The sequence below is a fragment of the Lactobacillus sp. M0390 genome (assembly GCF_016102085.1).
In the GTDB taxonomy this organism is placed as follows: Bacteria; Bacillota; Bacilli; order Lactobacillales; family Lactobacillaceae; genus Lactobacillus; species Lactobacillus apis.
Genome location: NZ_JACFPH010000001.1, coordinates 678,146 through 692,149, shown reverse-complemented (window position 1 = coordinate 692,149; position 14,004 = coordinate 678,146). Strand labels below are relative to the sequence as shown.

Here is a 14,004-nt window from a genome sequence, read left to right as displayed (position 1 = left end):
TATTTCACAAAGTTTAAAACAAATATTGATATAACAGCATTCAATACCGAAATAACTTCAAAAATTTGTGAATTACATTTTAATAATTGCTGTGGAAAGATAAAAGGACAAATTTTGCATTTCTGCTTTATTTAGATGTGACTCAAAAATGTAGAAAAAAACCATTGAATTCCGAATAAAACTAGTTCGTAAATTTCAATGGTGTAATAAATAGTTTCTAAATAATGTTGTTTCGATATAAGCCAACCACTTTACCTAAGATATGAACGCTGTTCAAGAGTATTGGTGCCATAGTATCATTTTCTGGCTGTAAACGGTAATGATCTTTTTCTTTATAGAACCGCTTGACGGTTGCTTCATTTTCATCGGTCATTGCAACAACAATCTCACCGTTAGTAGCAGAGCTTTGTTTACGGACAATCACATTGTCTCCGTTTAAAATACCAGCGTTAATCATGCTTTCACCGTGAACTCGTAGCATGAATAAGTCGCCAGCATCATTAGCTAAATCAGGGGGAAGTGGGAAATAATCTTCAATATCTTCAACGGCTAAAATAGGCTGACCTGCTGTGACATCACCAACAACTGGAATATCAGTAGGCTTGACACCAAGTGCCTTTTTGCCTTCTTCTGTTATTTCTAGTGCTCGAGGTTTAGTTGCGTCCTTAACAATTAAGCCTTTTCTTTCTAATCTAGAAAGATGACCGTGAACTGTAGAAGTTGATGAGAGTTCAACTCCTTGGCAAATTTCTCTAACAGTGGGAGGGAATCCGCGTTTTTCAACGGTATCATATATATAACGAAGAATTTGTAGTTGCTTAGAACTTTGCTTATTGGTCATTTTTTTCTCCCATTCGTTAGTTAATTCTTTGTATTAACTACATTCTAACAAATAATGTTGCCTAATACAAACAGGCGTTCTAAATAATTATTCTTTTTTTTATCCAAAAAGTAAGGTAGACTTTTACAAATGAGAGGTGCAAAAATGACTGAAAATAATGAACAAAGATTAACTGAAGAACAAGAAAAAAAACTAACAGATAGAATCAATGAGTTATACCATAAGAAAGAAGCTCAGGGGTTAACAAAAGAAGAAGAAGAGGAGCGACAAAAGCTTCACAAAGAATTTATCAGAAATTTCCGTGCTGGCTTTAAACAAGACGTCGAAGACTTGGTTATCGTAGATAAAAATGGTAAAGAAGTAACTTCCGAAAAAGCAAAAAAGGCACAGCGTAAGAAAGGCTTGAGAAAAGACTGATTTATAGCTTTTAATTTACTTATTTTTTAGGTAAGATATAACTATTGGACAAATTGAGGTGATTATTTTATGAATTTAGGATTAGCAATTGTATTAATTATTGTAGCGCTGCTAATAGGTCTTGTTGGCGGATTTTATGGTGCTAGAGCATACATGAAGAAATATTTTAAAGATAATCCACCAATCAGTGAAGATATGATTGTTGCCATGATGTCACAAATGGGTCAAAAACCTTCTGCTAAAAAGGTAAACCAAGTGATGAACATGATGAAACATCAAAAATAAAATCTTAACTAGATTGACATCAGACGGAGGATTATTTCTTCCGCCTTTTTATTTTGAAAGACAGGTGAAAAATGGGTATATTTTTTAAGTTAGGCTGGTTTTTTAAAAAGGAAAAGAAACGCTATTTAATCGGTGTTGCTTTTCTAGCACTAACTTCAATAATTAACTTAGTACCACCAAGAATTTTGGGTTTAATGGCTGATCAATTAGATAAAGGTCATATTTCTTGGCAAGAATATGCGACTTTAATCTTAGCCATTGTACTAGCTGCGTTAGTTTTATATGCTTTCCGCTATTTTTGGCGTCGTCAAATTTGGGGTGGTGCAGCCGAATTAGAATTGCAAATGCGCTCTAAACTGTTTGAGCACTTTATGGAAATGGATCGTACATTCTATCAACGCCATAGAACAGGTGACCTAATGGCACACGCCACTAATGATGTTTCAGCGATTCAGGAAGTTGCGGGTGAAGGTGTATTGACATTAGTTGATTCACTTTTGATGAGTGTAACAACAATGGTCGCAATGATAGTATTTGTTGATTGGCGGTTAACAATCGTTGCACTTATTCCATTACCATTTCTTGCTTGGGGGGCATGGAAATTAGGCGATCAGCTATACGGTGCGTTTGATGAATCTCAGGCTGCTTTTTCTCGTTTAAACAATAAAACTCAGGAATCGATTTCCGGGATTAAGGTCCTAAAAACCTTTGGTCAAGGAAAAGAAGATACTGAAGCCTTCAATGACATGGTTAATGATACGATTAAAATCAATAAGCGTGTCTTTAAGTGGGATTCATTATTTGACCCATTGGGAACGCTTCTTATTGGACTGACCTATACAATAACTATTATTTATGGTGGATTGTTGGTTAGTCACAAGGCTTTATCAATTGGGCAACTTGTATCATTTATTGCCTATATCGGGAATATGGTTTGGCCTATGTTTGCAATTGGTTACCTATTTAATATCCTTGAGCGAGGTAGCGCAAGCTATGATCGAGTTGAAAAACTACTCGATGAAAAACCTGAAATTACCGATCAACATGCTGATCAAAGCCTTCAGGCTCAAGATATTGCAGGTGATTTGAAATACCAAGTAAAATCCTTTGCTTATCCTGATGAGCCACAAATTCCTGTGCTGCATAATATTGATTTCACTCTAAAAACAGGGCAGACACTTGGACTAGTTGGGAAGGTTGGAGCAGGTAAAACTACAATCATTCAGCTATTGCTGCGCGAATTTGATAAATATGATGGGAAAATCACATTAAATGGTCATGACATTAGAGAAATACCATTAAATGTTTTATTGCGTCAGATTTCATATGTTCCGCAAGATAATTATCTTTTCTCAACCAGTATTCAAAAGAATATTGCTTTTTCAGATGCAAATTCAGATGAGAGTGCGATTGAGTCAGCCGCTAAAAAGAGTGATTTGCACAATGATATTTTGCAAATGCCTGGTGGTTATAACACTCTTGTTGGTGAAAATGGTGTTTCTCTTTCTGGTGGACAGAAGCAAAGAATGTCAATTGCACGGGCCTTATTGAAGCAAAGCCAAATTTTAGTCCTAGACGATGCATTATCTGCTGTTGACGCAAAAACTGAGATGGCAATTTTGAAATCACTAAGTAAAGAGCGTGAAGGTAAAACTACTTTAATTGCTACGCACAGACTGACCTCAGTTATGAATGCCGATTTAATTTTGGTTCTAAAGGACGGTCAAATTGTTGAAAGAGGAACACATGATCAGCTTTTAGCAGGAAATGGCTGGTATGCAGACATGTGGCAACGCCAAGAATTAGAAGCAAAGGTAGGTGAATAGGATGGACGAACAAAGTAATTATGAATCTGTTTGGTCAAAGGAAATACCTGTAAAAGAACAAATCAGTATCTTCAAGCGTTTAATGCGTTTTGTAATGCGGTTTAAAAATGAAATGATTATTGCAGGTATCGGGGCATTTTTGGTTAGTGTAATCAACATGCTTTTGCCATACGGACTGCAGTTCTTTTTGGACAATTACTTAGTCAAAGAGAGTGTAACAACCCAGGTCATCTTATTTGCTGGTTTCTTATATGCTTTTGGTTCAGTTATCAAAGCGGTTTTGCAGTTTACTTACGAGTACTTTTTTGCTTTAGGTTCTGAAAAATCGCTTGAAAGTTTACGTTCAGCACTATATAAGCAATTACAAAGGTTGGGAATGCGCTATTTTGATCAAACTCCAGCTGGTTCAATCGTTTCGCGCGTTACTAACGATACAATGACTTTAAGTAACTTTTTAGTGGTACTTTCAAGTGTTGTCATGTCCTTTTTCTCAATCATTTCTGCTTTAGTAGCGATGTTTACGACTAACTTTTATGCGGGCTTAATTGTTTTGGCATTTTTACCCATTTTATTGCTAATTATTTGGCAATATTCTAAGAGAAGTTCAAAGTTATACCGAAATTATCGCGAGCGCTTAAGTCGCATTAATACGAATTTAAACGAATCAATTGAAGGGGTTTCTTTAATTCAGCAATTCAAACAAGAAAAGCGGATGACTGATAATTTTGAACATGAAAACACTTCTTTAATGAAGACGCGTTTTAGTATGATAAACCTTAATTCATTACTTTTATCACCGTTAACGAGTATGCTTTACTCGATAGCACTTGCTTTAACCCTGATGTACTTTGGTTTTCCACTACGTGAGACTTTTGTTCCTGCAGGTGTGGTTTATGCATTTTCACAATATATCTCGCAATTCTTCAATCCAATTGCTAATATGATGGATCAAATGACCTTCTTTCAAGATGGAATTGTTGCAGGAAAGAGAATCTTTAGAATTCTTGACAATACAGACTTTGAACCTGAGCAGCAAGCTGAAAAAGGCTTAACAATTACTAAAGGTAAAATTGAATTTAAGCACGTAAGCTTTTCATATGATGGTAAAAATGAAATATTGCATGATATTTCTTTTACTGTTAATCCAGGTGAAACCTTGGGAATTGTTGGACACACTGGTTCCGGTAAGAGTTCAATTATCAACGTAATGATGCGTTTTTATGAATTCTATAAGGGGCAAGTACTAATTGATGGTGTAGATATAAAGAAGTATCCAAAAGAAGAGCTTCGCAAAAAACTGGGTCTAGTTTTACAGGAACCATTCATGTTTTATGGTGATGTCAATTCTAATATTAGACTTTATAATAAAAATATCACTGATGAAGAAATTAAGGATGCAGCTAAAACTGTTCAAGCAGACGGCTTTATCGAAAATCTACCTGGTAAATATCATGCCAAGGTTGGTGAAGGCGGTAGCGAGTTCAGTCAGGGACAACGACAACTGATTTCCTTTGCTCGTACTTTAGTCACTGATCCGAAAATTTTAGTTCTTGATGAAGCAACGGCTAACGTTGATACTGAAACTGAAACATTAATTCAAACTGCCTTAAAGAGTTTAAGAAAAGGCCGAACTACTTTGGCCATTGCACACCGATTGTCGACAATTGTTGATGCTGATCAAATTATCGTTTTAAACGATGGTAAAATAGTTGAACATGGAAATCATGAACAATTATTAACTCAAAAAGGTTATTACTACAACTTATATAAGTTGCAAAACAGTCAAAATTAAGTTTATGCACGGGTTATTTAATTATCCCGTGCTTTTCTTTTACACCAATTGTTGACAGCGGTTACACAAAGATGTAAATTAATTATAATAACAATTAAAAATATTTATGTTTTAGAAATAGGAAGTTTGAAATGGAATACCATCAAATTAATGATACTGATCGTGAAAATTTACGTAAATTTATTTCAGAACCTGAACGTTTTGTTACAGAGCCAACTAAACATTGGGATCATGACCAATTTAGAACAGTAACAGCAATGCCAGAATTAGTAATTCAACCAGTTACTAATCAAGAAGTAGAAAATGTTGTTAAATATGCGAGTGATCATCATATTCCTTTGGTACCACGAGGTAATTCAACTGGGTTAATGGGTGCCAATTTATCTGTTGATGGTGGTATCTCACTCGATATGGTTAAAATGAACCGTATTTTAGAATATGATCCGGATGGGTTAACTATGACAGTTCAAGCCGGAATCAGATTAAAGGATATTGAAGAATATCTTGCTGATAAGCCATTTACTTATATGCCTGCACCTGCTATGCACTGGGCTACAATCGGTGGTAATGTTGATACAAATGCCGGTGGTTTAAAAGCAATCAAGTATGGTGTTACAAGAGAGCACATCCGCGAATTGAAGGTTGTTTTAACTAACGGAAAATTGTATAAGTTTGGCTCTAAAGCAGTTAAATCTTCATCAGGTTATTCTCTAAAAGATTTGATTATTGGTTCAGAAGGTACGCTTGGCGTTGTTACTGAAGTTACATTGAGATTGTATCCAAAGCCACGCAAATCAATTAATGCAATTATTCCTTTCCCAACTTTGAATGATGCAATTAGATCAGTTCCAGCAATTCTTGCTTCCGGTGTTGTTCCAACTACAGTTGAATTCATGGGACGTAAAGTGATTAACTTATGGGAAAAATACGCAGACGATAAATTCCCAATTAAAAATGGTGATGGTTTTATTATCATGGGCCTTGATTCATTTACTGAAGAAGAGTGGCAAGCAGAACTGAAACAAGCATTGGAAGCTGTAAAAGAATTTAAAGCTGAAGATGCAGTTATCTTAAGTGCCGATTCTGAAGAAGCTAAGAAAATTTGGAAATGTCGTGAAGAATTACTTCTTGCAATTCAAAAGTCAACTCCAAAGATGGATGAAATCGATGTCTGTGTTCCGATTAACCACATTCCAGAGGTTTTAGATCGTATTGAAGAGCTTGAAAACGAATTGAATATTAGAATTCCAAACTTTGGACATGCTGGCGATGGAAACCTACATATTTATCTTTGCTCTGACGACATGTCTGATGAAGAATACGCTAAGACAAGTGATAAAGTAATTTCTGAATTATACAAGACAGCTAAATCACTTGATGGTAATATGTCCGGCGAACACGGTATTGGTTATGCTCGCGCTGGTTACTATGAAGATTTTTATGGTCACGACTACACTGAGCTTTTACGTCAAGTTAAGAAGTTGTTTGATCCTAATGAAGTGGTTAACCCTGGCAAAATCTTTAAGATGTAACAATATAAAAGTTAAATAAGTTTATAAAGCAACTTTCGATATCATTATTGAATTCGGAGGTTGTTTTTAATTTGGTCAAAAAATTCTAGTTGAAAATAAAAAAGATTAGTTACGATTAAATACGTAACTAATCTTTTAAAAATTGAGTTATAGCTCGTTTGTTTTAATTTTTAAGCATGTAATCACGAGTCATTGGTAAGTTTTTACCAGACGGCCCTTTGGTTAGGAGATATTGAACTACGTCAATATTTCCTGATTCAAAGGAGGCAGCACATGCTTGTAAATAAAGATCCCACATTCTAGTGAAGCGCTCACCCATGTTTTTCTGAATAACATCACGATGATTGTTAAAGTTTTTATCCCAAATTTCAATTGTTCGTTGATAATGGCGTCTTAACATTTCCATGTCATCAATTTGCATACCATTTTCGACAATATGATGAACATTTTCATCTAGTCCTGGGATATAGCCACCTGGGAAAATGTACTTATCAATCCAAGCATTGCTAGCGCCACCTTGTTGGCGGGTAATTCCGTGGATTAGGGCAACGCCGTCTTTTTTAAGGTATTTTGCAACGTCATTAAAATACTGACCAAGATTTTCTTTACCAACATGCTCAAACATGCCAACTGAAGTAATGTAATCCCATTGTTGATCGCCAAGTTCGCGATAGTCTTCTAGCTTAACTTCTACCTGATCCTGTAGATTTTCATCGTAAATTTTCTTTTGAACAAGTTTATATTGTTCTTCGCTTAAAGTTACACCAGTAACCTTAAGATCATATTCTTTGGCTGCAGTCAACATAAGCGTTCCCCAGCCACAACCTATATCTAAAAGAGTTTTACCTTTTTGTGGATGTAGTTTATCAAGAATGTGATTAATTTTATCAATTTGAGCCTTTTCAAGGTCGTCTTGATTGCCTTCCTTGAAGTATGCACATGAGTAGGTCATCGTAGGGTCAAGCCACAACTTATAGAAATCATTACCGATATCATAGTGACTTTGAACGTCTTTTTCACTCTGTTGTTCAGTATGATTTTGCTTAGGCATAAATTTGCGGAATTTACTAGACCGCATAAAACTGTTTGGGCTTTCATAAGCTCCAAGGATAAGTTCCTGTATACTGCCCTTGATTTCAATCTTTTTATCCATGTATGCTTCGCCGAGTGCTAATGAAGCATTACGGGTGATTTCATTAACTGGAATTTTTTCATTAAAAATGATTTCAATGTTTGGGTTGCCATTGCCATAAACTTCACTCTTACCATCCCAATAGGTTACTTTCACTGGGAAAGGAAAAGACTTACTTAACATCATTTTATAAAATGTTTTCTCTAACAATTTTTTGACTTCCTCCATTCAATTACAGTCGTAATTATTTTAACACTACAAAAAAAGATTAAACTTATTAAAGTTTAATCTTTTCATTTTGTCTGTTTTTACTTTGGTTGATAATGAAAATTAGGATTCTGTTCTTGATCAATCTTATTCCAAGCTTCTTTAAGCTGATTATCTAACATTGCTTCATTTTCATGTGTTAGTTTGATTTTTCGATCAACTTGAATAGGGTCGCCAAAGCAAACCTCAAGTGGTTTTCTCTTTAGAAGTCCTGTAAAGGTCAGAGGACCTTGATAAACAACGGGAACAATTGGCTTACCGGATAGCTTTGCAATTGCAATAGTTCCGCCTTTTAGTTCGGCGGAATGTCTGGTTCCAGATGGAAAGATAATTAATGAATAATTCCCATTTTTTAGTCCCTTGATAGGTGTCTTTAGAGCAGATGGACCAGGATTTTTACGGTCAACTGGAAAGGCATGTGCATGCTTTAAAATGAAATTTAAAACAGGATATTTAAATAATTCAATTTTTGTCATAAACATGAATTCTTTTGGACTTGCAGCTAAAGCAAACAAAATCGGTTCCCACCACGTGCGATGCGGAGCTGCCAAAATATAATTCCCATCTGGGATACGTTCTTTATGATTAACATGTAAATGCCCATTTAGTAGCCAGACAATAAAGCGGGCAATTGGTCGAATGATATGATAAAACATTATTTCCTCCAATGATGTAAAATATTATAACAGAGCTTGAGGAGAGGAAGAAATTTTTATGGTAAATTTGTCAAAAAATGAACGAATTGATTATATGTATAGCGATAATCTTAAAATTGTTCAGGACAAAGATGCCTTTAGCTTTTCGTTAGACACATTATTACTGGCGGCAGAAGCTAAAGAATCAATTAAAGATAGTTCGAAAGTTGCTGATCTCTGCGCAGGAAACTGCGCTGCAACAATTTATATGGCATATTTTAATCGAGCTAAGTATGATGCAATTGAAATTCAAGATGAAGCTGCTTCACAAGCTAGGCGATCGGTTGAATTAAATCAAATGGAAAACCGTATTCAAGTTCATCAAAAAAATGTTAAGGATGCACCTAAATTTTTACGTAAAGATTCTTATGATGTAGTTGTGGTTAATCCACCATATTTTAAAGTGGCAAAGAATCATAAAGTAAATCCTGATCCTAAAAAAGCAATTGCACGTCATGAATTGTTAATTAACTTAGAAGAAATAATTATGGTTGCCAGTGATCTTCTTAAGATGAAGGGAAAAATGTATATGGTACATCGACCTGAACGTCTTAACGAAATTGCATATTTTTGCATAAAGCACGATTTAAGTATCAAATTTGTACAGCCGTATGTATCTCATCGTGGAGATGATGCAAATTTAGTTATTATTGAAGCTGTTAAGCACACGGCAACAGATGGCTTGGTTTTGAGGGATGCGATTGAAGTTCATGATGAAAACGGTGATTTTTTACCTGTGATTCAAAAAGTAATTCGTGAAACTGATGAAGAGCGGCAAAAACATGATGAAGGAAAAAGTTACTATTTTTATGTTTTGTTGTGCAATGACGGCAGTTTTTATGGTGGTTTTACAAATGACCTACAAAAACGTTTAACTGCACATAACACTGGTAAAGGAGCAAAATATACTAAGACTAGAAGACCTGTCAAAATGATTTATCATGAAAAATTTCAAGATAAGCAACTAGCATTGAAAAGAGAGTATTGGTTTAAGCACCATACACGACAGTGGAAGGAAAATTTTTTGCGTGAACGATCAGTTGATTTTTAGCCTTGATTCTTAAGCCTAAATTTAGTATTATTTTACTTGTGTGTTAAACACACAAGTAAGAAACATCAAGAGTGATCAACGTTTTGGTGCCACACACTGGTGAAACGTTGAAATGATCGCTTGAGAGGTATAAAACCATAGGAGGAAGTTAATTATGTCAGTAGTTTCAATGAAACAATTACTTGAAGCTGGTGTCCACTTCGGTCACCAAACTAGAAGATGGGATCCAAAAATGGCTCCTTACATCTTTACTCAAAGAAATGGTATCTACATCATTGATTTGCAAAAGACAATCAAGATGTTGGATGACGCATACTCATTCGTTAGAGCAGTTGCTCAAGACGGTGGTGTAATTCTTTTTGTAGGTACTAAGAAACAAGCTCAAGACTCAATTGCTGAAGAAGCAACTCGTGCTGGTCAATACTACATTAACCAACGTTGGCTTGGTGGTACTTTAACTAACTGGAAGACTATTCAAAGTCGTGTTCAAAGATTAAAGGACCTTAAGAAGATGTCAGAAGATGGTACTTTTGAAGTATTACCAAAGAAGGAAGCATCTTTATTAACTAAGGAAAAGGATAAGCTTGAAAGATTCTTAGGTGGTATTGAAGACATGCCTAGAATCCCAGACGTAATGTTTGTTGTTGATCCTAAGAAGGAAAAGATTGCTGTTCACGAAGCAAACATTCTTGGTATTCCAGTTGTTGCAATGGTTGACACTAACACTGATCCAGATCCAGTAGATGTTGTTATTCCTTCAAACGATGACGCTATTCGTGCTATTCGCTTAATTTCAGGCGCAATGGCAGATGCTGTTATTGAAGGTAAGCAAGGTCAAGATGACAATAACGCTGACGTAGAAGCTGAAATGACTAAGAATGCTGCAGCTGATGGTGCTGAAGAAGCAACTGAAGCTGAAGAAACTTCAGACGAAGACTAGTTAAATATCTTTTATTTGAAAGGATACATCAATGGCAAATATTACTGCTAAACAAGTTAAAGAGTTACGTGATCGTACTGGTGCCGGAATGATGGACTCCAAGAAAGCTTTAGTTCAAGCTGATGGAGACGTTGAAAAGGCAATTGATATTTTAAGAGAAAACGGTGTTGCAAAAGCTGCTAAGAAGAGTGGTCGAATTGCAGCTGAAGGTTTGGCTGAATATGCATTTTCTGGTAACACAGCTGCATTAGTTGAAATTAACTCAGAAACTGACTTTGTTTCATCAAACGATAAGTTTATCAAGTTAGTTGATGATGTAACTAAGGCAATTCTTGCTGCAAAGCCTGCTAACGTAGAAGAAGCTTTAAAGGCTCCAATGGCTGGCTCAACAATTGGTGAAGAAATTACCAACTTGACTGCTGTTATCGGTGAAAAGATCACTTTAAGAAGATTTGATTTAATCAGCAAGAATGATGACGAAGTATTTGGCGCTTACAAGCATAATGGTGGATCAATTGTTGCTGTTGTTACTTTAAAGGGTGACAACGAAGAAGCAGCTAAGAACATTGCAATGCACGTTGCTGCTATTAACCCTGAGTACTTAGATAAAGCTTCTGTTCCAAAGGCTGATTTTGATCGTCAAAAGGCAGTTTTCACTAAGGAAACTGAAAACGAAGGTAAACCTGCAAACATTATTCCTAAGATCGTTGAAGGTCGTGTTAACAAGTACTTAAGCGAAATTTGCTTAGTTGACCAACCTTACGTTAAAGATGGCGATATGACAGTTGCAGAATACGCAAAATCTGAAGGTTGTGAAGTTGCTGCATACACTCGCTACGAAGTTGGCGAAGGTATCGAGAAGAAGCAAGAAGACTTTGCTGCTGAAGTTCAAGAGCAAATTAAATAGTCCTTGAAGTCTAAAAAAGATTTACTAAAACCTTATCCTAATGGATAAGGTTTTTTTGTTTTTAAAGAAAGCTAAAGTTAATAAAATAATTCTAAAATAAAACCAAATGAATTTACCGACTAATTTTAATATGGAAAAATATAATTAGATAAATTTCAAAGTGAGGTAAGGCATATGGGCTTTGACATAATGATGATTGCAGTGATAGTCGGAACAATATGTATATATTTAAGCGTTGAAAAGTCCTTTTCTAAATTAAACAATAGTTTGGTATTTGTTTTGGGTATCATTCTAGATGCACTAGCATTTTTTTTAGCTGTCGGATAAAAGAGTTTGTCTAGAATAAAAATATTTTCATAAGAAGGATAAAAAGCGTTTTTTATAGTGATTTTGCTTTAATATAACTAAGCAAATACTTTTTTAATGAGATTCGTTTTAATAGAGCTAGTTTCTTTTTATACTAGGAAGAGTATTCCTATCATAAAATACTATATAATCAATTTAAAAATAAGAAATGATCTTTGCATACAAAAAAGCTGTGCTAGTAGGTTATAGCGCAGCCTTTTTTGTGTTAAAAATTAAGCATATATTTCTTTAAATTTAAACGCCGTGTAGAAGATTACTTTCAATTTGAAGAGTAAGCAAATTTTAGAAAAGGTGGTTATTTTTTTAAAGTTTATTAAACGATGAGTTGGCATACTATTACATAATAAAGACCTAAAAAAGGACTAATATCAACGAATGTTTGAAATTAGTCCTTAGGGTAAAGAAGCATAAATTAATCTATTTTAGAATAGAGAATGCTACTATAAATTATTTATTTTCTTCATCAAGTGCTTTGCCGTTTGTTTCAATTATATGTTTAATCCAATAATAAGATTTTTTTGGAGTACGCTTTAATGTACCGTTACCTAAATCGTCCATATCAACATATACAAAACCATAACGTTTCTTCATTTCTCCAGTGGATAAAGAGATTAAGTCAATTGGTGCCCACATTGTATAGCCAATACAAGGAACTTTATCAATATTTATTGCGTCAGCCATGGCTGAAAGATGCTGGTTCAGATAATCAATACGATAATCGTCTTCAACATATCCTTCTTGATTAGGCTTATCAATTGCCCCCATACCGTTTTCTACAATAAAAATAGGCTTTTGTATTCTATCAAAAATCATATTCATTGTGTATCTAAGTCCTAAAGGATCTAATCCCCAACCCCATGGAGTGGTTTTTAAGTATGGATTCGGAGATCCACCAACATTAAACCAAGCATCTCCATCTTTAGAAATGTTTGAGCGGTAGTAGCTAAAAGAGATAAAATCGAGCTGTCCTTTTTTCAAAACTTCTTTATCGTCTGGTTCCATTTTTATTTCTTTTAGACTTTTTACTCCATGACGCTTTAAAACTTCATCTGCATATGCAGGGTAATAGCCTCGCCCCATAGTATCTATATAATACCAATTTTCACGTAGTTCTAGTTGATTATGAAAAACATCTTCAGGCTTACAAGTTGCTGGATAACAAGCACTCATTGCATACATTGCTCCAAACTGGCTTTCAGGCATCATTTTATGGCCTAAGTTGACAGCTTTGGCAGATGCAACGAACATGTTGTGAGCGGCTTGATATCTGTCAATACCATTTGCTTTATGCACACCTGTAGGGCCAAAACCACGAATAGCGTTAATTTCATTAAAAGTTAGCCAATACTTGCAATGTTTTCCAAAATGTTCAAATAAAGTTTGAGCATATTTTAAGTAGAAATCTATAACTTTTCTTGAGTTCCAACCATCATATTTCAGTGCTAAGTTGATTGGCAATTCATCATGACATATTGTGATTAATGGTTGTATGTTATATTTTTCAAGTTCTTTGATGACATTTTCATAAAATTTTAGTCCTTGTTGATTAGGCTTTTCTTCTTCACCAGTTGGGTAAATTCTACTCCAAGATATCGAAAAGCGATAAACATTAAATCCCATGTCAGCCATAAGCTTGATGTCTTCTTTATAATGATGGAAAAAGTCAACAGCATTATGACTTGGATAGTATTGGTTGTCTTCAAGTATAGGCGTTGCATTCTCAGGAACATCATCTGCATTAACAAAAGCACTTTTAGGAAATATTTTTTTTCTATCTGAATTTACCATTGTATGGTGTCTAGGATTTTCTTGATTACCGTTTGTTTCAAAGTCATGTGTAGAAAGTCCACGTTCATTTTCACGGAAGCCACCTTCATATTGAAAATCTGAGGTTGCTCCTCCCCATAAAAAGTTTGATGGTAATTCTTTGGTTATATTTTTGGTCATATTTTT

Annotated in this window: 12 protein-coding genes; 8 read left to right on the top strand and 4 right to left on the bottom strand. The window is 34.9% G+C overall.

What is annotated here, in order from left to right; translation table 11 throughout:
- Positions 1-217: 217 nt before the first annotated feature.
- A complete protein-coding gene (gene lexA / locus H3R25_RS03290) occupies positions 218-841 on the bottom strand; it encodes a transcriptional repressor LexA (RefSeq protein ID WP_046307089.1) in 624 nt (207 codons plus the stop codon).
- Positions 842-985: 144 nt separating this feature from the next.
- Here lexA and H3R25_RS03285 point away from each other — a divergent pair, with 144 nt between their 5' ends.
- From H3R25_RS03285 to H3R25_RS03265, 5 genes are all read left to right on the top strand, one after another.
- The gene (locus H3R25_RS03285) at positions 986-1,258 is read left to right on the top strand and encodes a DUF896 domain-containing protein (RefSeq protein WP_046307087.1); all 273 of its coding nucleotides are present in this window, start codon (positions 986-988) and stop codon (positions 1,256-1,258) included.
- A gap of 69 nt (positions 1,259-1,327) precedes the next feature.
- Positions 1,328-1,543 carry a YneF family protein gene (locus H3R25_RS03280; RefSeq protein ID WP_046307085.1) on the top strand — a complete coding sequence of 72 codons (216 nt, stop codon included), beginning with the start codon at positions 1,328-1,330 and terminating at the stop codon, positions 1,541-1,543.
- 71 nt (positions 1,544-1,614) lie between these two features.
- A complete protein-coding gene (locus tag H3R25_RS03275; protein WP_198194292.1) occupies positions 1,615-3,369 on the top strand; it encodes an ABC transporter ATP-binding protein in 1,755 nt (584 codons plus the stop codon).
- A 1-nt stretch (position 3,370) separates the two neighbouring features.
- A complete protein-coding gene (locus H3R25_RS03270) occupies positions 3,371-5,161 on the top strand; it encodes an ABC transporter ATP-binding protein (protein ID WP_198194291.1) in 1,791 nt (596 codons plus the stop codon).
- A gap of 131 nt (positions 5,162-5,292) precedes the next feature.
- On the top strand, positions 5,293-6,693 hold the full coding sequence (locus H3R25_RS03265; protein ID WP_198194290.1) for an FAD-binding oxidoreductase: 1,401 nt from the start codon (positions 5,293-5,295) through the stop codon (positions 6,691-6,693).
- A gap of 163 nt (positions 6,694-6,856) precedes the next feature.
- Here the strand turns inward: H3R25_RS03265 and H3R25_RS03260 are convergent, their stop codons facing one another.
- Both H3R25_RS03260 and H3R25_RS03255 read right to left on the bottom strand, forming a co-directional pair.
- Positions 6,857-8,035, bottom strand: coding sequence for a cyclopropane-fatty-acyl-phospholipid synthase family protein (locus H3R25_RS03260; protein ID WP_046307074.1), 1,179 nt, complete (start codon positions 8,033-8,035; stop codon positions 6,857-6,859).
- A gap of 98 nt (positions 8,036-8,133) precedes the next feature.
- Positions 8,134-8,748, bottom strand: a complete 615-nt coding sequence (locus H3R25_RS03255; protein ID WP_198188500.1) for a 1-acyl-sn-glycerol-3-phosphate acyltransferase — start codon at positions 8,746-8,748, stop codon at positions 8,134-8,136.
- Positions 8,749-8,806: 58 nt separating this feature from the next.
- Here H3R25_RS03255 and H3R25_RS03250 point away from each other — a divergent pair, with 58 nt between their 5' ends.
- The 3 genes from H3R25_RS03250 to tsf all read left to right on the top strand — a co-directional run bounded on the left by H3R25_RS03250 (position 8,807) and on the right by tsf (position 11,685).
- Complete coding sequence (locus tag H3R25_RS03250; RefSeq protein WP_046307070.1) at positions 8,807-9,838, top strand: GIY-YIG nuclease family protein; 1,032 nt, start codon at positions 8,807-8,809, stop codon at positions 9,836-9,838.
- Positions 9,839-9,992: 154 nt separating this feature from the next.
- On the top strand, positions 9,993-10,778 hold the full coding sequence (gene rpsB, locus H3R25_RS03245) for a 30S ribosomal protein S2 (protein ID WP_187158021.1): 786 nt from the start codon (positions 9,993-9,995) through the stop codon (positions 10,776-10,778).
- Positions 10,779-10,809: 31 nt separating this feature from the next.
- Positions 10,810-11,685 (top strand): translation elongation factor Ts, encoded by an 876-nt coding sequence (tsf, locus tag H3R25_RS03240; protein ID WP_074425200.1) that lies wholly within the window; start codon positions 10,810-10,812, stop codon positions 11,683-11,685.
- A gap of 813 nt (positions 11,686-12,498) precedes the next feature.
- Here the strand turns inward: tsf and H3R25_RS03235 are convergent.
- Positions 12,499-13,986, bottom strand: a complete 1,488-nt coding sequence (locus H3R25_RS03235) for a glycoside hydrolase family 1 protein (protein WP_278955526.1) — start codon at positions 13,984-13,986, stop codon at positions 12,499-12,501.
- Positions 13,987-14,004 lie beyond the last annotated feature (18 nt).